A 22,728-nucleotide genomic window follows, 5' to 3' on the forward strand; every position below is an offset into this window, starting at 1 on the left:
GGTCGGATCGACTTGGGGCGCGGCGGCGGCGGCCGCAAGGCCCGGCGCCTTAGGTCCGCGCCAGGCTGAGCTGAATGACGTTGGTGCGTTCGGTGCGGAAGCCCGCCTCGCAATAGCTCAGATAGAATCGCCACAGGCGGCGGAACCGCTCGTCGAAGCCCAGCTTGCGGATGTCGTCCCAGGCGCCCTGGAACCGATCGGCCCATTCGGCCAGGGTGTCGGCGTAGTTCTGGCCGAAGCGGACCAGGCCCGCCCATTCCAGTCCGACGCGGCTGGTCTCCTGGCGCAGGCGCTCCTCGCTCGGCAGCATGCCCCCCGGGAAGATGTACTTCTGGATGAAGTCGGCGCGGCCGCGATAGTGCTCGAACAGCTCGTCGCGGATGGTGATGATCTGCAGTCCGGCCCGGCCGCCGGGGGACAGCACGTCGCGGATCTTGCCGAAATAGGTGGGCCAGTATTCCTCGCCCACGGCCTCGAACATCTCGATGGAGGCGACGCGGTCGAACTGGCCCTCGACGTCGCGATAGTCGACTAGGCGGATGTCGGTCTTCTCGGACAGCCCCTGTTTGAACAGCCGCGCCTTGGCGAAATCGTACTGGGCCTGGGAGATGGTGATGCCGGTGACCCGGGCGCCGATCTCGCCGGCGGCGAATTCGGCGAAGCCGCCCCAGCCGCAGCCGATTTCGAGCACGTGGTGGTCAGGACCGAGCTGCATCGACTTGGCCAGGGTGGCGTACTTGTTGCGTTGGGCCGCCGTCAGCGCCTGGCCGGGCTGCTCGTACTTGGCCGACGAATAGGTCATGCTGGAGTCCAGCCAGCGGCTGTAGAAGGCGTTGCCGAGGTCGTAGTGGGCGTGGATGTTCTTGCGCGAGCCGGACCGGCTGTTGCGATGGAGCAGGTGGGCGACATAGTTGACGAAACGCGTCACCGGGTTGCCGTCGACCAGGCGGGCCAGCCGGTCGAAGTTGCGGGTGAACGCCTCCAGCAGGGCCGACAGGTCGGGGGTGTCCCACTCCTCGGCCATGTAGCCTTCGGCGAAGCCGATGTCGCCGGCCGACAGCACGCGTGCGACGAACCGATAGTCCTTCACGATCAGCTCGGCCTGAGGGCCGGGCTGGGCGCCGACGATCGGCACGCGCCGTCCGCCGGGCAGCACGAAGGTGATCGATCCGTAGAGCCAGTTTTCCGCCGCCAGCCGGACGGCGGTGCGGAAGGCGCCGGGCGCCTGGCGCAGTTCAGGCGCGGCCTTGGTCAACCTGGCCATATCGCCGGACAGGTGGGTTCCATCGTTCATAACGGCCTCCCCAGGCAACAGCGAAGCTTAACACCGGATACGTCCGGAGCGAGAGCTTAGATAGGAAGCTCATTCGTCCGCGCCCGTACGTATCCGCTCGAAAGCCTCCAAAGCCCTCCGGCGGGCGGCGGCGTGGTCGACGATGGGGCGCGGGTAGGTCCGGCCCAGCTCGACGCCGGCCGCGGCCAGCACGGCGGCCGGCGCTTCCCAGGGACGATGCAGGAAACGGTCGGGCAGCCGCGCCAGTTCCGGCGCCCAGCGCCGGACGTAGCGGCCGTCGGCGTCGAACTTCTCGCCCTGGAGCACCGGGTTGAAGATGCGGAAGTACGGGGCGGCGTCGGCGCCGCAACCGGCGACCCACTGCCAGTTTGCGGCGTTCTGGGCGATGTCGGCGTCGACCAGCGTGTCCCAGAACCAGGCCTCGCCCGCCCGCCAGTCGAGCAACAGGTGCTTGGTCAGGAACGAGGCGACGATCATCCGCACGCGATTGTGCATCCAGCCCGTGACCCAAAGCTCGCGCATGCCGGCGTCGACGATCGGATACCCCGTGCGGCCCCGCGACCACGCCGCCAGGGCGGCTGGGTCCGCGCGCCAGGGAAAGGCGTCGAACGCCGGCTTGAAGGCGTCGGTCGGCAGCGTCGGGCGATGATAGAGGACGTGGTGGTTGAACTCGCGCCAGCCGAGTTCCGACCGGAACTTTTCGGCGGCGACGCCGTCGGCGCCATGATCGGCCAGGGCCCGCCATATCTGACGCGGGCCGATCTCGCCCCAGTGCAGGTGCGGCGACAGGCGCGAGGTCGCCGGCTCGGCCGGGCGGTCGCGGCCTTCAGGATAGTCCGCCAGTCCGCCATCGAGGAAGCGCCGCAGCGCCGACCAGGCGCCGGCCTCGCCCGGGGTCCAGGCCGCAAAGCCGCCCGACCAGTCGGGCCCGTGCGGATGCAGCGCCCAATCGTCGAGCGTGTCCGAATCCGGATGGGCGGCGGGCGGGGGCAGGGCGCCCGGGGCCGGCTCGGGCTCGACCAGGCCGACCTGGCCAAGGGCCGCGCGCCAGTAGGGGGTGAAGACCTTGTAGTCGCCGCCGGTCCCGGTCTTGACCGTCCACGGCTCGTTCAACAGGGCGGCGGAGCCAGAGGCCGCCTCTACGCCGACGGATTTCAGCGCCGCCTTCAGGTCGCCGTCGCGTTCGATCGCCGCCGGGTCGTACAGCCGGTTCCAATAGACCCCGCTTGCTCCGGTCTCGGCGGCGAGGGTTTCGACGATGCGGGCGGCGTCGCCCCGCCGCAGGATCAGCCGGCCGCCGCGCGCGGCGAGGTCGGCCGAAAGGGCGCGCAGCGATTTGTCCAGCCACCAGCGCGCCGCCCCGCCCAAGGGGCGGAAGGCCGGATTCTCCTCCAGCACGTAGAGCGGGATCACCGGCCTGCCGCTCCGTGCGGCGGCCGCCAGGGCGGGATTGTCCGCCAGCCGCAGGTCCTGTCGAAACCAGACGATCACCGGGCCTGTGGTCACGCTTCCTCGCTCCGTGGGCGGCCGGCGGCCGCTTCGCTCTTGTGTCCGACGGCCCGCCGCGCCACTTGTGGGCGGCTCCCGCCTTTCAGAAACACGGACGCTTCGACCTTGACCCAGCCTAACGCCGTCGTGGATGTCTCAACTACGGACGGAATCGCCGTTCGGATCGGCAACCGCGAAAAACTCTCGATCATCGCGGGGCCCTGCCAGCTCGAAAGCCGCCAGCACGCGCTGGAGACCGCCCACGCGTTGAAGGAGATCGCCGGCCGGCTGAAGATCGGGCTGATCTACAAGACCTCCTTCGACAAGGCCAACCGCACCTCGGTCAACACCGCCCGCGGCATCGGCCTGGCCGAGGCCCTGCCGATCTTCGCCGAGATTCGCGAAGTCACCGGCCTGCCGGTGATCACCGACGTGCACGAACCCGAGCAATGCGCCCAGGCGGCGCAGGCGGTCGACGTCCTGCAGATCCCGGCCTTCCTGTGCCGCCAGACCGATCTGCTGCTCGCCGCCGGTCGCACCGGCAAGGCGGTCAACGTCAAGAAGGGGCAGTTCCTGGCCCCGTGGGACATGAAGAACGTGGTCTCGAAGATCACCAGCGTCGGCAATCCCAACGTGATGGCCTGCGAGCGCGGCGTCTCCTTCGGCTACAACACCTTGGTGTCGGACATGCGCGCCCTGCCGATCATGGCCGAGATCGGCTGCCCGGTCGTGTTCGACGCCACCCATTCGGTGCAGCAGCCGGGCGGGCAGGGCGCCACCAGCGGCGGCCAGCGCGAGTTCGTCCCGGTGCTGGCTCGCGCGGCGGTGGCCATCGGCGTGGCGGCGGTGTTCATGGAGACCCACCCCGATCCGGATCACGCCCCGTCGGACGGTCCGAACATGGTGCCGCTCGGCCAGTTCGAGGCCCTGGTCGCCGAACTGCTCGACTACGACGCCCTGGCCAAGCGGCGGCTGGCCGCCTGAGCCTGTTTTGCCGACGCCGCTCAAACGTTATAGCCGGGCCTTGACCGCCTCTGGGTCAAGCCGGACAGACTGACACGTCATGGACCTCTCGACCCTGCAATCCCTGCTGGGCGCCGTCGCGGGCGTCCGCGTCGCCTGCATCGGCGACCTGATGCTCGACCGCTATGTCTATGGCGAGGTGGCGCGCATTTCTCCGGAAGCGCCCATCCCGGTCCTGGCCCGCAAGCGCGAGACGACGATGCTGGGCGGGGCGGGCAACGTCGCCCGCAACGTCGCGGCCCTCGGCGGCTGCGCGCCGCTGACCGGCCTGGTCGGCGACGACCCGGCGGCGCGCGAGGTCCTCGGCCTCATCGGCGCCGAACGGGGCGTCGAAAGCCATGTGGTCGTCGAAGGCGCGCGGCCGACCACGGTCAAGATCCGTTTCGTCGCCGGCGGCCAGCAACTGCTGCGCGTCGATTCCGAGGACGCCACGGCCGTCCAGCCAGACGGCGCCGCGCGGCTGGAGCGCAGCGCCCGGGGATGCGGCGACGGGGCCCGGGCGATCCTGTTGTCGGATTACGGCAAGGGGGTGGTCACGCCGGCGGTGATCAAGGCCTGCCTCGCCATGGCGGCCGAGACGGGCGCCGCGTTGATCGTCGATTCCAAGGCGCGCGACTTCGCCAAGTACGGCGCGGCAGACATCATCAAGCCCAACGCCGCCGAACTGTCGCGGGCGACCGACCTGCCCACCGACACCGACGCCGAGATCGAGGCCGCCCTGACGCGGGCGCTGACCCTTTGCGAATGCAAGGCCATCCTGGTCACCCGCGCCGCCAAGGGCATGTCTTTGGCCGCGCGGGGCGAGCCGGTCCGCCATTTCGCCGGCGCCCCGCGCGAGGTGTTCGACGTTTCCGGAGCCGGCGACACCGCCCTGGCCGCCCTGGGGCTGGCCCTCGCCGCCGGCCGTCCGATCGCCGAGGCGGTACAGTTCGCCATCCTCGCTTCCGGCGTGGCGGTGGAGAAGGCCGGCACGGCCGTGGTCACGCCGCCCGAACTGGTCGAGGCCGAACTGTCCGCCCATCGGGCCCCGGCCGACGCCAAGATCGCCACGCCTGAACGCATGGTCGAGGAGGTCGCGCAGTGGCGGGCCGCCGGCTTGCGCGTCGGCTTCACCAACGGCTGTTTCGACATCCTGCATCGCGGCCACGTCGCCTATCTGGCTCAGGCTCGCGGCTGGTGCGACCGGCTGATCGTCGGCCTGAACAGCGACCGCTCGGTGCGGGCGCTGAAAGGGGACGGCCGCCCGGTCAACGACCTCGAATCGCGGGCCCTCGTGCTGGCCGGCCTCTCGCATGTCGATCTGGTCGTGCCGTTCGACGAGGACACCCCGCTGGCCCTGATCGAGGCGGCCCGGCCCGACGTCCTGGTCAAGGGCGCCGACTACACGGTCGAGGGCGTCGTCGGCCACGACATCGTCCAGGCCTATGGCGGCGAGGTGAAACTGGCGCGGCTGGTCGACGGTTATTCGACCACGGCGGCCATCAAGAGGATGTCGGAGAAAGCTCGATGACGCGGCGCATCATCTTCGTGACCGGCGGCGCCGGTTTCATCGGCTCGAACATCGTGGCCAGGCTGGCCGAGGATCGTTCGCTGGACCTCGTGGTCTGCGACCGGCTCCACGAAGCCGACAAGGGCAAGTGGCGCAACATCGCCAAGCATCCGATCGGCGACTTCGTCCATCCCGATTCCATGTTCGACTGGCTTGAGAAGCGCTGGCGCGACGTCGAGGTGGTGGTCCACATGGGCGCGATCTCGTCGACGACCGAACCGGACGCCGACAAGATCATCGACACCAACTTCCGCCTGTCGCGCGACCTGTTCCGCTGGTGCGCCGATCGCCAGCGCCGCTTCGTCTACGCCTCGTCCGCCGCCACCTATGGCGACGGATCGCAAGGGTTCGCCGACCGTGACGATCTGGAATCCCTCGCCGCCCTGCGGCCGTTGAACGCCTACGGGTGGTCCAAGGCGCTGTTCGACCTGTTCGCCGCGCGGCAGGCGGCGCGCGACTACCATCCCCCGCAGTGGGTGGGCCTCAAGTTCTTCAACGTCTATGGCCCCAACGAGGAGCACAAGGACTCGATGAAGTCGGTCGTCGCCCAGATCTGGCCCAAGGTGGCGCAGGGGCGGGGGGTTCAGCTGTTCAAGTCGCACAACCCGGACTATTCCGACGGCGGCCAGCTGCGCGACTTCGTCTATGTCCGCGACGTGGCCGAGGTGGTGGCCTGGCTGGTCGCCGCCGAGAACGTCAACGGGGTCTACAACCTCGGCTCGGGCCAGGCCCGTTCGTTCGCCGACCTGGCCAGCGCCACGTTCCGCGCGGCCGGCCGCGAGCCGGACATCGAGTATTTCGACATGCCGCCGTCGCTGAGGGAGAAGTACCAGTACTTCACCCAGGCCGAGATGGGCCGCCTGCAGGCCGCCGGCTACAACCAGCCCTTCACCCCGCTGGAAGAAGGCGTCACCGACTACGTCCAGCGCTATCTGGCGCAGCCCGACCCCTATCGCTGACGTGGCGTAGCCTGACCTTGGGTCACGCTTGCCCGGCCTCGTCAGGCGCTTAAAGTGACCTGACATCGAGGTCAGGGAGAGCGGCCGTGGTCGGCATTTCCGCCTGGGGCGCCTATGCGCCCCGCTTGCGCCTGAGCCGCCGCGCGGCGGCTTCGGCCAACGCCTGGATCGCGCCGGGGCTGGCGGCCAAGGCCAAGGGCGAGCGCGCCATGGCCAACTGGGACGAGGACTCCCTGACCATGGCCGTCGAGGCGGCGCGCGACGCCCTGGGACCGGGCGACGACCGCAGCCATGTCGACGCGCTCTATTTCGCCAGCACCACCGCGCCCTTCGCCGACCGCCTGAACGCCGGCGTCGTCGCCGCCGCCCTGACCCTGGAGAAGACGGTGGCGGCCGCCGACGTCAGCGGCTCGCAGCGGGCCGGGCTGACCGCCCTGGCCCAGGCCCTGGCGGCGGTGAAGGCCGGCGCGGCCGAAACGGCGCTGGTGGTCGCGGGCGAGCACCGCCAGGCCAGGGCCGCCTCCTCGCAGGAGCTCGATTTCGGCGACGGGGCGGCGGCCTTCCTCGTCTCTGAAGACGCGGGCGCGGCCGAGTTCCTGGGCGGGGCTTCGATCACCGACGATTTCGTCGACCACTTCCGCGCCGCCGACGGCGACTTCGACTATGGCTGGGAGGAGCGCTGGATCCGCGACGAAGGGGTCGTGAAGCTCGCGCCGCCGGCTATCCGCAAGGCGCTTGAAAATTCTGGCGTAAGACCAGAACAAGTCACGCATTTCTGCTTTCCCACGACGTTCTCGGGGCTGGGGGCGACCTTGGCCAAGACCTGTGGTCTGCGGGCCGAGGCGGTGCGCGACGTCCTGGGCGCCCAGATGGGCGAGGCGGGAGCGGCGCACGGCCTGATCCTGCTCGCCCACACGCTGGAGAACGCCAGACCGGGCGACGTCGTGCTGGTGGTTCAGTTCGGCCAGGGCGCCGAAGCCCTGGTGTTCAGGGTTGGCGAGCAGGTCGAGGCCCGACGCCCGGAACGCGGCGTGACGGGCTCGCTGGCCGATAGAAAAGAAGAGAATAACTATCTGAAATTTCTATTTTTTAATGGCCTCGTCGAATGGGACAAGGGCATGCGGGCCGAAAAGGACAACAAGACGGCCCTGACCACCCTCTATCGCAACTCGGACATGATCCTGGGGCTGGTGGGCGGCCGCTGCCGCGAGACGGGCGTGGCGCAGTTTCCGCGCACGCGCATTTCGGTCGCGCCGAACAATCCGGCGGTCGACACCCAGGAGCCCTACAAGTTCGCCGAGCGCAAGGCGCGGGTGTTGTCCTGGTCGGCCGACTACCTGACCTTCTCGATGGCGCCGCCCAACCACTACGGAATGATCGTCTTCGACGGCGGCGGCCGGATCATGATGGACATCACCGACGTCGAGCCGGGCGACGTCGACGCCGGCCTGCCGGTGAAGATGGTCTTCCGCCTGAAGGAGGTCGACGAAAGGCGCGGGTTCCGTCGCTACTTCTGGAAGGCGGCGCCGGACCGGTCGGCGTCGGCCAAGGCTGCGGCGGTCGCGGCGGAGTAGTCCCATGAAGTTCGTCGATCCCCGCGACTTCACCGGATCGCGCGCCTGGGAGGCGCTCGACATCGCCGAGATCGACGGCGCGACGGTGCGGCTGCACTGGGCCGACCGTCCTTATGACTGGCACGCCAACGACGGCGACGAGGTGTTCGTCGTCCTTGACGGCGCCGTCGACATGCATTTTCGCGACGCCGACGGCGAGCATGTCCGCGCCATGGCCGCCGGGGACATCTTCTACGCCGGGGCCGGCGTGGAGCATGTCGCCCACCCCGCGCCCGAGGCGCGCATCCTGGTCATCGAAAGAAAGGGAAGCGTCTAGCTTCCAGGAGGAAACCCATGCCCGCCGGAATCAAGGACAAGGTCGCCGTCATCGGCATGGGCTGCTCGAAGTTCGGCGAGCGATGGGATTGCGGGCCCGACGAACTGATGGTCGAGGCCTATGTCGAGGCGCTCCAGGACGCGGGGATCGAGCCGAGCCAGCTCGACGCCGCCTGGTTCTCGACGCACATCGACGAGATCGGCACGGGCAAGGGCGGCACGCCGCTGTCGGTGGCGCTGCGTCTGCCGAACATCGCGGTGACGCGGGTGGAGAATTTCTGCGCCTCGGGCTCGGAGGCGTTCCGGGGCGCGGTCTACGCCGTCGCGGCCGGGGCCGCCGACATCGCCCTGGCCGTCGGCGTCGAGAAGCTGAAGGACACCGGCTATGGCGGCCTGCCGGTCGGAGCGCCCGGCACCCTGATCCCGCAGATCTCGCCCAACGGCTCGGCTCCCGGCAACTTCGCCCAGTTGGCCAGCGCCTATCGGGCCAAGCACGGGGTCTCCAGGGAGGACCTCAAGCGCGCCATCGCCCACGTTTCGGTCAAGAGCCACGCCAACGGCGCCAAGAACGCCAAGGCCCACCTGCGCAAGCCGATCACCGAGGAGCAGGCCCTGAACGCGCCGATGATCGCCGAGCCGCTGGGCCTGTTCGACTGCTGCGGCGTGTCGGACGGTGCGGCGGCGGCCATCGTCACCACGCCCGAGATCGCCCGGGCGCTGGGCAAGCGCGACCTCGTCATGGTCAAGGCGCTGCAACTGTCCGTCTCCAACGGTTCGGAGGCGCAGTACAACGGCTGGGACGGCAGCTATTTCCACACCGCCCGCATCGCCGCCGGCAAGGCCTATCGCGAGGCCGGCGTCGAGCGGCCGCGCGAACAGATCTCGATGATGGAGGTGCACGACTGCTTCTCGATCACCGAACTGGTGACCATGGAGGACCTGTTCATCAGCGCCGAGGGCCAGGGCTGGCGCGACGTGATGGACGGCTTCTACGACGCCGACGGCGGGGTGCCGTGCCAGATCGACGGCGGCCTGAAATGCTTCGGCCACCCGATCGGCGCCTCGGGCCTGCGCATGCTCTACGAGATGTACCTGCAACTGCAGGGCCGCGCCGGCGAGCGGCAGCTGCGCGACCCGGTCCTGGGCATGACGCACAATCTCGGCGGCTCGCCCTCGACCAATGTCTGCTCGGTGGCCATCGTCGGCCGCGAAGGCGCCTAGACCCTCTGAGAAAGGACGTCGCACCGCTCTCGCGGTTCGTGTATCGCTTGCGGCATGGCGGAAGGGCAGGTCGGGTTCAAGCGTTGGCTTCTGGCGGGCGGCGTCGCCATGGCGGCGATCGTCCTGACCGCGGCGTTCGTGTGGCGGGACGACATCCTGCAGGCGGCGCTCGATCCCAAGGTGCCCTATCAGACCTACCGTCCGCCGCCGCCGCCCGACTACGGCCAGCGCAAGAGCTGGGCGCTGATACCGGACCGGCCGGCCATCTGGACCGCCAACGACCTGCCGGCCGACGTCTTCTTCATCCATCCGACCACCTTCGACGGCGGCCGCGACTGGAATGCGCCGATCGGCGCCTCGCAGGCCGACCGCCTGCTCAACCGGGTGATGCTGCCCAACTACGCCGGGCCGTTCTTCCGGGTCGGGCGCCTGTTCGCCCCCAAGTACCGGCAGGCCAGCCTCTACAGCCAGCTGACCTTGCGCGACGACGCCCGCGACGCCCGGCGATTCGCCTATGGCGACGTGCGGGAGGCCTTCCGGTACTATCTGGAGCACTATAATCGCGGCCGGCCGCTCGTGCTCGTCGGGGTGGAGCAGGGCGGCCTGATGGCGCAGCGGCTGCTGCGTGACGAGATCGCGCCGGATCGCAAGCTGGTGAACCGGTTGGCGGGGGTCTATCTCGTCGATGTCGCTGCGCCGCGGACCGACTATGACGGCCCCAAGGCCGGCCCGATCCCGTCCTGCTCTCGCCGCAACCAGGCGCGCTGCGTGGTCGGCTGGATCGACGTCTGGGACAACGACCACGACGCCGCCCAGCAAGCCCTCGACCGGGCCCTGGTCTGGAAGGGCGACCAGCTGGTCAACCTGGACGGCCGCGACGCGCTCTGCGTCAACCCCCTGGTGGGCAAGGAGACCGACGAGAAGGTTCCGACCCGCGCCAACCTCGGCGCGGCCAATGTCTCGGGTCTGGAATGGGGCACGCGTCCGGCGTTCCTGGTGCGGCAGGTGTCGACCCAGTGCGTCGGCGGGGTGCTGCGGGTGTCGAAGCCGAAATCGCCGTCGCTGAAGGAATCCGGCGGCTGGGCCGACCGGCTGAAGGAACCGGCCTTCAACCTGTTCTACGCCGACCTTGAAGCCGACGCCCAGGCGCGGGTGGCGAGCCTGCTGAACCTTCCGGACTTCCCCAAGCCGGCCCCGCCGATCGAGAAGTCGATCGAAGTCGGGATGGCCCCGGTGCACCGCATCGACTAGCCGCCGCCGGGCTCGCCCAGCAGGGCCTTGAGGCCGGAATAGCCGGGCTGGTCGATGCCGACCTGCTCGGCGGCGCAGCGTTTCAGGTGATCCATCAGGCCCGGATGGTCGAGCGTGATCTCGCCGGCGCGCAATCCGTCGCAGAGGGCGGCGTTCAGGGTCTCGAAATCCCCGTCTCGCCCCAAGAGCCCGCGCAGGCGCTCGCGGGCCGCCGTCTCGGCCGCCGCGCCGGCCTCCAGCTCGCGCCGGACCACTCCGAGAGCGTTGACCGCCACCCGGGCGTGAAAGGCGTCGCGGTCCTTGAGCGCAGGCGCGGCCCGCTCCTCGATGAAGCGGGCGACGGCGTCGATCAATTCCAGGGCGGTGGGGTGGCGGATCATGCGGCCCGTTCCAGCAAGGCGACGAGGTCGATCTCGGTTTCACTGGCCCGGCGGCCGATCATCGCCCGTTCGACCGACAGGTCGGCGCCGGCGGCGTAGCTGGCGTACATCATCAGGCACATGACTCCCCATTTCAGCGAACCGAGCATCTGCCAGTAGAGCAGCCGCTCCAGCGACGGCGGCTCGCCGCCGGCGGCCGCGTAGCCTTCCAGCAGGTCCTCGTAGGTCCCGAAGCCGCCGACGGGCTTGCGGTGCTCGCCGAAGCGCCAGGAGTTGACGCAGATCCAGCCGAGATCCTCGGCCGGGTCGCCCCGGTGCGCCAGCTCCCAGTCGAGCACGGCGGCCAGCCCGCGTTCAGGGTCGACGATCAGGTTGCCGTTCCTGAAATCGCCATGGGCCAGGACCGGGCGGACCAGGGGCGGAGCGTGGGCCTTCAGGTGCGCGAAGGCGGCCTCGAACACCGGACGCCGGGCGTCGAGGCCGCGATAGACCGCCTCGTAACGGGCCAGCTCGCTGGCGGCGTCGGACATCGGCAGCTCGGCCAGCGGATCGAGGGGCGTGGCGTGGATGCGGGCCAGGACCTCGCCGCATCGTCGCGCCAGGCCGGGGCGGACCTTGGCGAAGGCCTCGTTGCGCACGATGCGGCTTCCCAGGGTCTCGCCGGCGACGCGCGCCATCACATAGGCCTCGCCGAGGCCGTCTTCCACCGCGCAGACATGGACCACGTCCGGCGTCGGGGCGCCCTGGGCCGCGGCGGCGCGGATCAGCCGGGCCTCCATGGCGAGCGGGAGCGCGCGGCCTTCGGCCTCGCCCAGCGCATGGGCGGGGCGCCGGCGCAGGATCAACGGCGTCGGCCGGGCGCCGTCATTGACGACGAAGGCCCAGGTCTCCTGGCTGGCCCCGCCGGACAGGCGGCGCAGGTCGCCGATCTCTCCGCCGCCGGGAACCAGGCGCGGCGCCAGGGCTTGCAGGGCGGCGTGCATCGCTTGCGGGTCCAACTCGACCTCCCGGGATCGGGCCATGTTGGCCCGGCGCGAGGATGTCGCCAAGCCTCACCCGGCGTCAGTCAACGGCCCGCCCGGACGCCAGTCGAACAGTTGCTGCAACAGGCGGACGGCCTGGCCGCGCGGGCTGGTCAGGCCAGGGTCCCTGGCCAGGATCAGCCGGGCGTCGTCGGCCGCCGTGGCGATCAGGCCGCGATGGGCGACCGGATCGACCAGCCGGTAGGCCGGAAAACCGCTCTGCTTCAGGCCCAGGGGGTCGCCGCCGCCGCGCAGCTCGAGGTCCTTCTCGGCGATGACGAAGCCGTCCTCGGTCTTGCGCAGGATGTCGAGCCTCGCCTCGCCGGCGGCCGACAGCGGCGGATCGTAGAGCAGCACGCAGCTGGATTCGCGCACGCCCCGCCCGACGCGGCCGCGCAGCTGGTGCAGCTGGGCGAGGCCGAACCGCTCGGCCTGCTCGATGACCATGATCGAGGCGTTGGGGACGTTGACGCCGACCTCGACGACCGTCGTGGCCACCAGCAGGGCGATCTCGCCGTCGGCGAAGCCGGCCATCACCGCGTCCTTTTCGGCCGGAGCCATGCGGCCGTGCACCAGGCCGACGCGCGGCCCGAGGGCGCGACGCAGGTCCTCGGCGCGGCCTTCGGCGGCGGCGAGGTCGACGGTTTCGGATTCGGCCACCAGCGGACAGATCCAGAACGCCTGCGCGCCGCCCTTCAGCGCCTCGGACAGCCGGCCGACCACCTCGCCGATGCGCGGCGCCGGCACGGCCCTGGTCGCCACGGGCTTTCGGCCCGGCGGCTTTTCATCGATGCGGGAGACGTCGAGGTCGCCGAACATCGTCAGTTCGAGCGTGCGCGGGATCGGCGTCGCCGACATGGCCAGAAGGTGGGTGGAGGGGCCCTTGTCCTGCAGGCGGCTGCGCTCGTTGACGCCGAAGCGGTGCTGTTCGTCGATCACCGCGAGGGCCAAGGCCTTGAAGACGACGTCGTCCTGGAACAGGGCGTGGGTGCCGATGGCGACCGCGACCTCGCCGCCGGCCAGGGCCCGCAGTTTCTCGGCCCGCGCCGCGCCCTTGTCGCGCCCGGTGAGCAGCAGGCAGCGCACGCCCTGGGCTTCCAGCGGGCCGACCACGGTCTCATAGTGCTGCCGGGCCAGGATCTCGGTCGGGGCCATCAGCACCGACTGCAGGCCGGCGTCGGCGGCGTCGGCCATGGCCAGCATGGCCACCACCGTCTTGCCGGCGCCGACGTCGCCCTGGAGCAGGCGGCTCATGCGTTCGCCCGATTGCAGGTCGCCGCGAACCTCGGACAGCGCCCGGCTCTGGGCGCCGGTCAGCCGGAAGGGCAGGGCGGCTTCCAGGGCGGCCGCCGTCGGGCCCCCAGGGACGCGGACGGCGGGCTGGGCCCGGCGGGAGGCCTTGCGCTGGGCCATGGCCAGCTGGTGGGCCAGCAGTTCGTCATAGGCCAGCCGGCGGCGGGCCGGATGCTCCGGGCCAAGGTCGGCGTCGGACTTCGGCGCGTGCAACGCCTCCAGCGCGGCGCGCCAGCCGGGAAGCCCCTCGCGCGCGCGCCAGGCCTCGTCCAGCCATTCGGGCAGCTCCGGCGCGCGGGCGACCGCCTCGGCGACCAGCTTGCGCACCGTGCGCGGCGCGAGCCCGGCCGTGGCCGGATAGATCGCCTCGTCCTGGGGGATCTCGTCGATGCGCTCCACCGGCAGCAGGTAGTCCGGATGGGCCATCTGCAGTTCGGCGCCGAAGCGCTCGACCTTGCCGCTGGCCGCCCGCCGTTCGCCGACGGGGTGCTGCCGCGCCAGGTGCGGGCCGTGCCCCTTGAACCAGGTCAGGGTGATGAAGGCCGAGCCGTCGAACAGCCGCATCCGCCACGGCAGGCTGGGTCGGGGCGGCGGCGTGTGCGCCTCGACGACGCCGACCACGGTCTGGACCTGCCCCTCGGCGGCGTCGGCGATCGCCGTCAGCGGCCGCTTGACCAGGCCCTGGGGCGCCAGGAAGGCCAGGTCGCGCACCAGCGGCCCGGCCAATTTCTCGACCAGGGGCGCAACCTTGGGCCCCACGCCCTTGAGCGTGGTGGCGGGTGAAAACAGCGAATAGAGAATCTCCGGCCGCATCGCGGCACCATAGCGCGGGTGGCGGGCGGTCGCTTGGCGTTCTATATGCCCGCCTTCACCTCATGCTTTCGCCGGATCCCATGGACGACACCCGCCTCAAGAAGATTCGATTCCGCGCCTGGCATCGGGGGTTCAGAGAGGCCGACCTCATCCTCGGACCGTTCGCCGACAAGCATCTGGCCGAGCTGACGCCGACCCAGGTCGACGCCTTCGAAGTGCTGCTCGACCAACCGGACCAGGACCTCTACGCCTGGATCGTGGGGCGCGAGCCGACGCCGGAAGCCTATGACGGCGAAGTGCTGGACCTGATCAAGAGCTTCCGCTTCTTCGCCCACGCCGCCCGCGACGGCGACCTGGGAGCCTGAGGGCATGGCGCGCGATTCCGAAGCCAAACGCATCGCTACGGACCCGGGCCGGCTCGACCTGGGCAGCGCCCCCGAGGGTTTCGACGCCCTGGTGATGGCCGACATCGTGCGGGCCCGGGGCGGCCTGAACGTCTTCGTCGCCCGCGACGGCGCCAGGGCCTCGGCCTTCATCGACGCCCTGGCGTTCTTCGCGCCCGAGATCGAGATCTTGCGGTTCCCGTCCTGGGACTGCCTGCCCTATGACCGCATCGGGCCGTCCGCCGGGGTTGCGGCCCAGCGCATGGCCACGCTGAGCCTGTTGGCGCGCGGACTGGACGCCAAGCCACGCCTGCTGGTCACCCAGACGCCGGCGCTGCTGCAGCGCACGCCGCCGCGCGAGGCCGTCGGCCGCGCCGCCTATCTGGCCCGCCACGGCCAGGACGTGAACATCGCCGACCTAGAACGCTATTTCGCCGTCAACGGCTATGTGCGGGCCTCGACGGTGTCGGAGCGCGGCGAGTTCGCCATCCGCGGCGGCGTCATCGACGTCTTCCCGTCGGCGGCCGACGAGCCGGTCCGCCTGGACCTGTTCGGCGACACGCTCGATTCGATCCGGGCCTTCGATCCCGAGACCCAGCGCTCGACGCGGCAGCTCAAGGCTGTCGACCTGCTGCCGGTCAGCGAGGCCCTGCTCGACGCCGAGGCGGTGTCGCGGTTCCGCAAGGGCTATCTCGCCACCTTCGGCGCGCCCGGCGACGACGCCATGTACGCCGCGATCAGCGAGGGCCACCGCCGCGCCGGGCTGGAGCATTTCCTGCCGCTGTTCTACGAGCGGCTCGAGACCTTGTTCGACTACCTGCCGCCGGGCTGCCTGATCGGGGTCGATCACCTCGCCGCCGAAGCCCGCGACGAGCGTCTGGCCATGATCGCCGACGCCTTCGACGCGCGGTCCGAGGCGGCGCAGAAGGGACGCTATCGCGCCCTTCCGGCCACGGCGCTCTACCTCTCGGAACAGGAATGGGAGCAGCGGCTGGCGCTGCACCCCAACCGCCGGTTCTCGCCCTTCGCTAGCGAAGGCGCGGTGGACATGGGCGCGCGCCTGGGCCGCACCTTCGCAGCCGAACGGGCCCAGGACAGCGTCAACCTGTTCGAAGCCGCCGCCGAACACGCCCGCAAGCTGGCCGGCGAGGGGCGGCGGGTGCTGTTCGCCTCGTGGTCGGAAGGCTCGTCCGAACGCCTGGGGACCATGCTGGCCGACCACGGGCTGAAGGGCATCGCCTTCGCGCCGTACTGGCAGGCGGCCAAGGCCAACGACCCCAAGAAGCCGCAACGGGTGGTGCTGCCGCTCGACGCCGGCTTCGAAACCGATAACCTGGCGGTCATCTCCGAGACCGACATCCTCGGCGACCGGCTGGCGCGGCCCAAGAAGCGGCGGCGCGCCCAGAACTTCCTGGCCGAGGCCTCGGCCCTGACCCCCGGCGATCTGGTGGTGCACATCGACCACGGCATCGGCCGCTATGAGGGACTGAAGACGCTGGAGGTGCAGGAGGCGCCCCACGACTGCCTCGAACTGCACTACGCCGGCGAAGCCAAGCTCTACCTGCCGGTCGAGAACATCGACCTCCTGACCCGCTACGGCGCCGAGAGCGACGGGGTTCAGCTCGACCGGCTGGGCGGCGCCGCCTGGCAGGCGCGCAAGGCCCGGGCCAAGGAACGGCTGCGCGAGATGGCCGACGGTCTGATCCAGATCGCCGCCGCCCGCCAGCTCAAGCACACCGACGAGGTCGACCCGCCGCACGGCCTGTTCGACGAGTTCTGCGCCCGCTTCCCCTACGAGGAGACCGACGACCAGCTCAACGCCATCGGCGACGTGCTGACCGACCTTTCGGCCGGCAAGCCGATGGACCGGCTGATCTGCGGCGACGTCGGCTTCGGCAAGACCGAGGTGGCGCTGCGCGCGGCCTTCGTGACGGCGATGAGCGGCCATCAGGTCGCCGTGGTCTGCCCGACCACCCTGCTGGCGCGCCAGCACTACAAGACCTTCGTCGACCGCTTCCAGGGCTGGCCGGTCAAGGTCCGCCGCCTGTCGCGGCTGGTCCCGGCCAAGGAAGCGAGCGAGACCCGCGACGGGCTCAAGGCCGGCGAGATCGAGATCGTCATCGGCACCCACGCCGTCCTGTCCAAGCAGGTCGAGTTCAAGAACCTCGGCCTGGTCATCGTCGACGAGGAGCAGCACTTCGGCGTCAAGCACAAGGAAGCGCTGAAGGCCCTGCGCGCCGACGTGCACATGCTGACCCTGACGGCGACGCCGATCCCGCGCACCTTGCAGATGGCGCTGTCGGGCATCCGCGAGATGTCGATCATCGCCACGCCGCCGGTCGACCGCCTGGCGGTGCGGACCTACATCACCCCGTTCGACCCCGTGGTGGTGCGCGAGGCGCTGCTGCGCGAGAAGTATCGCGGCGGCCAGGCCTACTATGTCGCGCCGCGCCTGAAGGACCTGCCGGACATCGAGAAGTTCCTGCGCGAGCAGGTGCCGGAAGTGAAGTTCGTCGTCGGCCACGGCCAGATGGCGCCGACCCAGCTCGAAGACGTCATGACCGCCTTCTACGAGGGCCAGTACGACGTCTTGCTATCGACCACCATCGTCGAGTCCGGGCTGGACATCCCGACCGCCAACACCCTGGTCATCCATCGCGCCGACATGTTCGGCCTGGCCCAGCTCTACCAGATCCGCGGGCGCGTCGGCCGCTCCAAGGCCCGCGCCTACGCCTACATGACCACCCCGGCCGAGCGGCAGATCACCCTGTCGGCCGAGAAGCGCCTGAAGGTGCTGCAGTCGCTCGACAGCCTGGGCGCCGGCTTCCAGCTGGCCAGCCACGACCTCGACATCCGCGGCGGCGGCAACCTGCTCGGCGACGAGCAGTCGGGCCACATCAAGGAGATCGGCGTCGAGCTGTACCAGCAGATGCTGGAGGACGCCGTGGCCGAGCTGAAGGCCAGGGGCGGCCCCGACGCCCTGGTGGTCGATCGCGGCTGGTCGCCGCAGATCAACACCGGCGCGGCCGTGCTGATCCCCGAGAACTACGTGCCGGACCTCAATGTCCGGCTGGCGCTCTATCGCCGCCTGTCCGAGGCCGAGAAGGCCCAGGACCGCGAAGCCCTGGCCGCCGAGCTGATCGACCGCTTCGGGCCCCTGCCGGCCGAGGCCGGCCAGCTGCTGAAGGTGGTGGCGATCAAGGGCCTGTGCCGCCAGGCCAATGTCGGCAAGATCGACGTCGGCCCCAAGGGGGCGGTGATCGCCTTCCGCGACGATCACTTCGCCAACCCGGCGGCCCTGGTCCTCTTCATCCAGAAGAACGGGGCGGTGTGGCGGTTGCGGCCGGATCAGAAGGTGGTGGTCAAGGGCGAGTGGGACGAGCCCGAAGCGCGCCTCAACGCCGCCGAGAAGATCCTCGTCCAGCTGGCCAAGCTGGCCGGCGGCTGATCAGGCCCCGGCCGCCCGCGCGGCCCGGGCCTCGCTCAGCAGGCGCCGGCCGCGGATCGCCATCTCCAGCCGTTGCACGCCCAGCATGCCGACGGCGAAAACCACGAAGGCGTCGGTGATCAGCGCCACGCTCAGGTGCCAGGCCTGGGCCTCCTGCAGCATCACCGAGCGCAGGCCGAAGCGGACGGCGAACAGGGCGACCAGGAAATACAGCGCCCATGGCGAGGCCTGGACGTTCATGGCGTGGGTCTGCGGATCGACGGTGATGTTCATCATCCGGCCGCGGAACCAGCCGGCCACGGCGCCGACCGTGAAGATCAGGCCGAGCCAGAACCAGTCGAGGCCCTTGGGAGGCATCTGGCTCAGCATGGCCGCCGCCGAGGCGAGCATGATCGCCGGCATGATCCACAGCCATTCGAGCTTGAGCGGCCGCGACTGGCTCATCCGCCGCAGGCGAAGGATGACCACCAGCAGGATGAGCGGCGTGATGACGAAGGGCAGCAGCCTGGCGGAGTTGTGGTCCATCGTACGGAAATCCTCACAGGACCGGCGCGCCGGCCGGCTATCGGGGGTCAGCCGCCGGCGGGCGGGGCGGCGGCGAGCGAGTCGATGGCCTGAAGCAGGCGGTCGGGGGGCTCGGCCCCGGCCACCGCCACGCGGCCGGCGAATATCGTGAACGGCACGCCGCTGACGCCGGCGCGCACCGCCAGTTCGTGCTCGCGCGTCACGGTTTCGCGATCGGCGTCCTCGGACAGCAGCTTGAGGATCAGCAGGCGGTCCATTCCGGCCGCCGCGCCGATGGCCGCCAGCTCCTCGGGCGCGCCTATGTCGCGTCCCTCGACGAAATAGGCCCGGAGCAGCCCCTCGACCACGGCGTCCTGGACGCCTTGCCCGTGGGCCCAGCGGATCAGCCGATGCGCCGCATTGGTGTTGGGCGACCGCTCGATCCGCGCGAAGTCGAAGGCGACGCCGTCCTCGGCCCCGAGGGCGACCAGATGGTCGTGCACGGTCTTGAGCCGTGCCGGGTCGGGGAACTTGGCGGCCATGTAGGCGGCGCGGTCCACGCCTTCCTCGGGCAAGGTCGGATCGAGCTGGTAGGGGCGCCAGACCACATGCGGCTCGATGTCCGGCCGCAGGGCCAGCGCCTGGTGCAGCCGTCGCCATCCCAGATAGCACCAGGGGCAGACCACGTCGGCGATGAAGTCGATTTGCAGGGGCTCGGCCATGGCCGCAGACTGGCTCAGCCCGCCTCGCGCTGCAACGCCTTGGCGGCGGCCCGCTCAAGCGCGCGCGCAGGATTCTCGCCCGGCTCCAGCTGCGAGACCCCGATATCGAATTCGCAGACGAACGGCGGATGGTCCTCGCCGGCGTCGAAGGCGGTGCAGCCGATGACGGCGGCGATCCGCTCGCCCGCCGCCAGGGCGGCGACGTGCGGGGTGGCGGGCAGGGCGAGGGCGAAGATCTCGGGGCCCAGGCGGGCGGCGGTGTCCTCGGTGCGCACCAGGCGGCCGATCATCGAGCCGATCTGCGGGATGGCCCGGTCGACCCAGCCGCCGGCGCGGGCGCGGGCGGTCTCGGCCCGGTCGGCCACACGCAGCACGCAGACCGACAGCGAACGGCCGCGCTTGACCGCCGACTGCGACAGCCGCGCCAAATGGGCGGCGAACAGGTCGCGGGTGAACAGCCCCGTGGCGGCGTCCATCAGGCCCGAACCGCGGGCCTTCTCCAGGGCCCGGCGGATGGCGCTCTGCCGGCGATAGGCGCGGGCCAGCTCGATCACGCGGCGGGCGGATTCGGTTTCGGGCGTTTCGGGCGAGGCCACGTCCGAGACCCCGCGATGGAAGGCCTCGGACAGGGTGATCATCGACTGAGCCCGCAGATAGAGCAGGGCGGGGATATGATAGAGGCGGGTGTTGCGGCGCATGCCGGCGGCGATGGACAACGCCTCGTTCTGGTTGTCGCCCGCCCACAGCACCACGGCGTCGAAGGCGCGCTCGTGTAGATAATCGAAGGCGGTGTAGGCGGTGAAGGCGCCCACCACCTCGGCCCCGCTGCGGGCGAGGGCGTTGGACAGGGCCAGGAACTGCGGGGCCGGCTCGCCCACCGCCAGGACGCGGAAGGGCGCGGCCTCGTCCTCGACCACGGCCAGCGGCTGGCCGCGATCGGCGAAGGTCTCGCGCCGCAGGTCGTATTCCTCCTCGGCGATGGCCATGCGCACCAGGGATTCCAGGCGCAGCACGGCCTGGGCGGGATGCAGCGGCGGGGCCAGCGTCAGGTCGAAACCGTCGCCCTCCTGGTCCGGCTCGCCGATGGCGATGATCGGCGCGCGCCGCGGCGCCAGCGCCGAGCGCAGCCGTTGCAGCACCAGGGCGACGTCGGGCTCGATGGCCGCGCGATCGACGATCACCGCCTCGACCTGCAAGTCGGCGGCGGCGCTGGCGGCGGCGTAGAGCCCGCGCGCCGTGACCGTCCGCCAGCCCAGCCGGTCCAGCCCTTCGGAGAGCGGGCCGGCCAGCGTGTCGTCTTTCGCGATGATCAGGACGCGCGCGTGAACCGACACTCAAAACCCCTTCGCACCTGCCCCATGTCGCGTTTCGGGGCCTATCGAACCCGCGATAGGGTCCATCGCCGGGAATCGCAACCGCCTTCAGGATATCAGAGGCCCGGCGTTCGGACAGAGGCGGGACGTCGCGGCCGTGGGAGGAGATCATGGATAAGCCCTTGACCGGACAGGTCGCCTTCGTAACCGGGGCGTCGAGCGGCCTTGGCCGGCGCTTCGCCCACGTTCTGGCCGACGCCGGGGCGGCCGTCGCCCTGGCCGCCCGGCGGACCGAGCGCCTGGACAAGGAGGCGGCCGCCATCGCCGGGCGCGGCGGCCGCGCCATGGCGGTGGCGCTGGACGTGGCCGACGTCGGCGCGATCGGCCCCGCCCTCGACCGGGTCCAGGCCGAGCTCGGCCCGCTGTCGATCCTGATCAACAACGCCGGCGTCGGCGGGGAGGGCATGGCCCTGGACCTCAGCCCCGAAGCCTTCGACCAGACCTTCGCCGTCAATGTGCGGGGCGTCTACTTCGCGGCCCGCGAGGCGGCCCGACGCATGATCGACAGCGGCGTCGCCGGCGAGGGCCGGGCCCGCATCGTCAACATCGCCTCGATCGCGGCCGAGACGGTGCTGCCCGGCCTGACCGCCTACTGCGCCTCCAAGGCGGCGGTCGCCATGATGACCAAGGGACTGGCGCGCGAATGGGCGCGCAGCGGCGTGGCGGTGAACGCCATCTGCCCGGGCTATATCGAGACCGAGATCAACAGCGACTGGTTCCACACCGAGGGCGGCCAGAAGCAGATCAAGGGCTTTCCCCGCCGCCGGCTGATGGACGAGAACGCGCTGGACGCCGCGCTGACGATGCTGGCCGGACCGGCGGCGCGGTTCATCACCGGGACCCTGGTCACCGTCGACGACGGCCAGTCGCTCTAGAAGGTCTGGCCGGCCTTGCCTGACCGAACGTCAGCGCGCCTAGCTTGGCGGATCGGGACCGTCGGGGTCAGGGAGAGACATCATGGCGCAAGGGCCGCTCGCGGGACTGAAGATCGTCGAGTTCGCCGGCATCGGGCCGGGGCCGTTCTGCGGCATGCTGCTGTCCGACCTCGGCGCCGACGTGGTGCGCATCGACCGCAAGGGCCATGGCCGCGCCTCGCCGGCGGACGTGACCAGCCGGGGGCGCCAGTCGGTGGCGCTCGATCTCAAGAAGCCGGAGGCCGTCGAGGCCTGCCTCAAGCTGATGGAGAGGGCCGACGCGGTGTTCGAGGGGTTCCGGCCGGGCGTGATGGAGCGCCTCGGCCTCGGTCCCGACGTCGCCCTGGCCCGCAATCCCAAGCTGGTCTACGGCCGCATGACCGGCTGGGGGCAGTTCGGCCCCTACGCCCAGGCCGCCGGCCACGACATGAACTACATCGCCATCACCGGCGCGCTGCACGCCATCGGCGCCGAGGACAAGCCCGTCCCGCCGCTGAACCTGGTCGGCGATTTCGGCGGCGGGGCGCTCTATCTGGCCTTCGGGTTGCTGGCCGGCGTGATCCACGCCCGCGCCACGGGACGCGGCCAGGTGGTGGACTGCGCGATGAGCGACGGCGCGGCCTCCCTGATGGCCATGTTCTACGGCTTCAAGGCCATGGGAATCTGGAAGGAAGAGCGGCGCAGCAACCTGCTGGACGGCGGCGCGCACTTCTACGACACCTACCAATGCGCCGACGGCGGATGGGTGTCGATCGGCTCCATCGAACCGCAATTCTATGCGCTTCTTCTTGAAAAGACGGGGATATCCGACCCTGAATTCAGCGGGCAGATGAACCGCGAGGCCTGGCCGGCCCTGCGCGAGAAGCTGGCGGCGGTAATCCGCACCCGCACCCGTGCGGAGTGGACCGAGATCATGGGCGGCACGGACGTCTGCTTCGCGCCGGTGCTGAACATGGACGAGGCGCCCGAGCATCCGCACAACAAGGCGCGCGAGACCTTCGTCGAGATCGCCGGCGTGATGCAGCCGGCGCCGGCGCCTCGCTTCTCGGCCACGCCGGGCGCGGTGCAGGGGCCGCCGCCGGCCATCGGCGCCGACAACGACGGCGCGCTGTCGCGGTGGGGCTTCGCCGAGGCCGAGATCGCCGCCCTGAAAACCGACGGCGCCCTGTAGGCTTCATTCAGGCTGGGTTCAGCGCGGCGGG

At 70.5% G+C, this 22,728-nt stretch carries 19 protein-coding genes; 11 read left to right on the top strand and 8 right to left on the bottom strand.

Annotation, left to right across the window (positions count from 1 at the left end):
- Window positions 1-49 precede the first annotated feature (49 nt).
- Window positions 50-1,294 (bottom strand): cyclopropane-fatty-acyl-phospholipid synthase family protein, encoded by a 1,245-nt coding sequence (locus C5708_RS01580; RefSeq protein WP_242917113.1) that lies wholly within the window; start codon window positions 1,292-1,294, stop codon window positions 50-52.
- Between the two features lie 69 nt (window positions 1,295-1,363).
- Window positions 1,364-2,800: a deoxyribodipyrimidine photo-lyase gene (locus C5708_RS01585; RefSeq protein WP_242917114.1), complete on the bottom strand. Its 1,437-nt coding sequence runs from the start codon at window positions 2,798-2,800 to the stop codon at window positions 1,364-1,366.
- A gap of 108 nt (window positions 2,801-2,908) precedes the next feature.
- Here C5708_RS01585 and kdsA point away from each other — a divergent pair, with 108 nt between their 5' ends.
- The 7 genes from kdsA to C5708_RS01620 all read left to right on the top strand — a co-directional run bounded on the left by kdsA (window position 2,909) and on the right by C5708_RS01620 (window position 10,674).
- Window positions 2,909-3,766 carry a 3-deoxy-8-phosphooctulonate synthase gene (gene kdsA / locus C5708_RS01590; protein ID WP_242917122.1) on the top strand — a complete coding sequence of 286 codons (858 nt, stop codon included), beginning with the start codon at window positions 2,909-2,911 and terminating at the stop codon, window positions 3,764-3,766.
- 79 nt (window positions 3,767-3,845) lie between these two features.
- Window positions 3,846-5,315, top strand: a complete 1,470-nt coding sequence (gene rfaE2, locus C5708_RS01595) for a D-glycero-beta-D-manno-heptose 1-phosphate adenylyltransferase (protein WP_242917124.1) — start codon at window positions 3,846-3,848, stop codon at window positions 5,313-5,315.
- On the top strand, window positions 5,312-6,313 hold the full coding sequence (gene rfaD / locus C5708_RS01600) for an ADP-glyceromanno-heptose 6-epimerase (protein ID WP_242917126.1): 1,002 nt from the start codon (window positions 5,312-5,314) through the stop codon (window positions 6,311-6,313). Before rfaE2 ends, rfaD begins: the two co-directional genes overlap by 4 nt.
- Window positions 6,314-6,399: 86 nt before the next feature.
- A complete protein-coding gene (locus C5708_RS01605; protein ID WP_242917128.1) occupies window positions 6,400-7,887 on the top strand; it encodes an OB-fold domain-containing protein in 1,488 nt (495 codons plus the stop codon).
- A gap of 4 nt (window positions 7,888-7,891) precedes the next feature.
- On the top strand, window positions 7,892-8,203 hold the full coding sequence (locus C5708_RS01610) for a cupin (RefSeq protein WP_242917129.1): 312 nt from the start codon (window positions 7,892-7,894) through the stop codon (window positions 8,201-8,203).
- 17 nt (window positions 8,204-8,220) lie between these two features.
- Entirely contained in the window at window positions 8,221-9,423 is a 1,203-nt protein-coding gene (locus C5708_RS01615; RefSeq protein ID WP_242917131.1) for an acetyl-CoA acetyltransferase, read from the top strand.
- 54 nt (window positions 9,424-9,477) lie between these two features.
- Window positions 9,478-10,674: a DUF3089 domain-containing protein gene (locus tag C5708_RS01620; protein ID WP_242917133.1), complete on the top strand. Its 1,197-nt coding sequence runs from the start codon at window positions 9,478-9,480 to the stop codon at window positions 10,672-10,674.
- Here C5708_RS01620 and C5708_RS01625 read toward each other — a convergent pair.
- From C5708_RS01625 to recG, 3 genes are all read right to left on the bottom strand, one after another.
- Window positions 10,671-11,054 carry a DUF6285 domain-containing protein gene (locus C5708_RS01625; RefSeq protein ID WP_242917135.1) on the bottom strand — a complete coding sequence of 128 codons (384 nt, stop codon included), beginning with the start codon at window positions 11,052-11,054 and terminating at the stop codon, window positions 10,671-10,673. The two genes, C5708_RS01620 and C5708_RS01625, sit on opposite strands and share 4 nt — an antisense overlap.
- Entirely contained in the window at window positions 11,051-12,037 is a 987-nt protein-coding gene (locus C5708_RS01630) for a phosphotransferase family protein (RefSeq protein ID WP_242918032.1), read from the bottom strand. Before C5708_RS01630 ends, C5708_RS01625 begins: the two co-directional genes overlap by 4 nt.
- A gap of 69 nt (window positions 12,038-12,106) precedes the next feature.
- The gene (gene recG, locus C5708_RS01635) at window positions 12,107-14,182 is read right to left on the bottom strand and encodes an ATP-dependent DNA helicase RecG (protein WP_242917137.1); all 2,076 of its coding nucleotides are present in this window, start codon (window positions 14,180-14,182) and stop codon (window positions 12,107-12,109) included.
- 80 nt (window positions 14,183-14,262) lie between these two features.
- On the opposite strand from recG, the gene C5708_RS01640 reads away from it, so the two are divergent.
- Together C5708_RS01640 and mfd are read left to right on the top strand one after the other, a co-directional pair.
- The gene (locus tag C5708_RS01640) at window positions 14,263-14,547 is read left to right on the top strand and encodes a succinate dehydrogenase assembly factor 2 (RefSeq protein WP_242917139.1); all 285 of its coding nucleotides are present in this window, start codon (window positions 14,263-14,265) and stop codon (window positions 14,545-14,547) included.
- 4 nt (window positions 14,548-14,551) lie between these two features.
- Complete coding sequence (gene mfd, locus C5708_RS01645) at window positions 14,552-18,013, top strand: transcription-repair coupling factor (RefSeq protein WP_242917140.1); 3,462 nt, start codon at window positions 14,552-14,554, stop codon at window positions 18,011-18,013.
- Here the strand turns inward: mfd and C5708_RS01650 are convergent, their stop codons facing one another.
- From C5708_RS01650 to C5708_RS01660, 3 genes are read right to left on the bottom strand one after another with little or no spacing between them, the layout of a single operon-like run.
- Window positions 18,014-18,538, bottom strand: coding sequence for a CcdC protein domain-containing protein (locus C5708_RS01650; protein WP_242917142.1), 525 nt, complete (start codon window positions 18,536-18,538; stop codon window positions 18,014-18,016).
- Between the two features lie 47 nt (window positions 18,539-18,585).
- Window positions 18,586-19,239 (bottom strand): DsbA family oxidoreductase, encoded by a 654-nt coding sequence (locus C5708_RS01655; protein ID WP_242917144.1) that lies wholly within the window; start codon window positions 19,237-19,239, stop codon window positions 18,586-18,588.
- A gap of 14 nt (window positions 19,240-19,253) precedes the next feature.
- On the bottom strand, window positions 19,254-20,573 hold the full coding sequence (locus C5708_RS01660; RefSeq protein WP_242917156.1) for a diguanylate cyclase: 1,320 nt from the start codon (window positions 20,571-20,573) through the stop codon (window positions 19,254-19,256).
- Window positions 20,574-20,722: 149 nt separating this feature from the next.
- Between C5708_RS01660 and C5708_RS01665 the strand changes: the two genes are divergently transcribed.
- The gene (locus tag C5708_RS01665) at window positions 20,723-21,487 is read left to right on the top strand and encodes an SDR family NAD(P)-dependent oxidoreductase (protein ID WP_242917157.1); all 765 of its coding nucleotides are present in this window, start codon (window positions 20,723-20,725) and stop codon (window positions 21,485-21,487) included.
- A gap of 82 nt (window positions 21,488-21,569) precedes the next feature.
- Window positions 21,570-22,697 carry a CaiB/BaiF CoA-transferase family protein gene (locus C5708_RS01670; RefSeq protein ID WP_242917160.1) on the top strand — a complete coding sequence of 376 codons (1,128 nt, stop codon included), beginning with the start codon at window positions 21,570-21,572 and terminating at the stop codon, window positions 22,695-22,697.
- Window positions 22,698-22,728 lie beyond the last annotated feature (31 nt).

This window comes from Caulobacter sp. CCUG 60055, assembly GCF_022750545.1.
Taxonomy (GTDB): domain Bacteria; phylum Pseudomonadota; class Alphaproteobacteria; order Caulobacterales; family Caulobacteraceae; genus PUIC01.

What these genes read in the sequence shown, in the direction of transcription:
- C5708_RS01615 (WP_242917131.1), top strand. Translation starts at nt 8,221, where the DNA reads ATGCCCGCCGGAATCAAGGACAAGGTCGCCGTCATCGGCATGGGCTGC.
- mfd (WP_242917140.1), top strand. Translation starts at nt 14,552, where the DNA reads ATGGCGCGCGATTCCGAAGCCAAACGCATCGCTACGGACCCGGGCCGG.
- C5708_RS01580 (WP_242917113.1), bottom strand. Translation starts at nt 1,294, where the DNA reads ATGAACGATGGAACCCACCTGTCCGGCGATATGGCCAGGTTGACCAAG.
- C5708_RS01640 (WP_242917139.1), top strand. Translation starts at nt 14,263, where the DNA reads ATGGACGACACCCGCCTCAAGAAGATTCGATTCCGCGCCTGGCATCGG.
- recG (WP_242917137.1), bottom strand. Translation starts at nt 14,182, where the DNA reads ATGCGGCCGGAGATTCTCTATTCGCTGTTTTCACCCGCCACCACGCTC.
- C5708_RS01650 (WP_242917142.1), bottom strand. Translation starts at nt 18,538, where the DNA reads ATGGACCACAACTCCGCCAGGCTGCTGCCCTTCGTCATCACGCCGCTC.
- rfaE2 (WP_242917124.1), top strand. Translation starts at nt 3,846, where the DNA reads ATGGACCTCTCGACCCTGCAATCCCTGCTGGGCGCCGTCGCGGGCGTC.
- C5708_RS01610 (WP_242917129.1), top strand. Translation starts at nt 7,892, where the DNA reads ATGAAGTTCGTCGATCCCCGCGACTTCACCGGATCGCGCGCCTGGGAG.
- C5708_RS01670 (WP_242917160.1), top strand. Translation starts at nt 21,570, where the DNA reads ATGGCGCAAGGGCCGCTCGCGGGACTGAAGATCGTCGAGTTCGCCGGC.
- C5708_RS01620 (WP_242917133.1), top strand. Translation starts at nt 9,478, where the DNA reads ATGGCGGAAGGGCAGGTCGGGTTCAAGCGTTGGCTTCTGGCGGGCGGC.
- C5708_RS01625 (WP_242917135.1), bottom strand. Translation starts at nt 11,054, where the DNA reads ATGATCCGCCACCCCACCGCCCTGGAATTGATCGACGCCGTCGCCCGC.
- C5708_RS01630 (WP_242918032.1), bottom strand. Translation starts at nt 12,037, where the DNA reads ATGCACGCCGCCCTGCAAGCCCTGGCGCCGCGCCTGGTTCCCGGCGGC.
- C5708_RS01655 (WP_242917144.1), bottom strand. Translation starts at nt 19,239, where the DNA reads ATGGCCGAGCCCCTGCAAATCGACTTCATCGCCGACGTGGTCTGCCCC.
- C5708_RS01665 (WP_242917157.1), top strand. Translation starts at nt 20,723, where the DNA reads ATGGATAAGCCCTTGACCGGACAGGTCGCCTTCGTAACCGGGGCGTCG.
- rfaD (WP_242917126.1), top strand. Translation starts at nt 5,312, where the DNA reads ATGACGCGGCGCATCATCTTCGTGACCGGCGGCGCCGGTTTCATCGGC.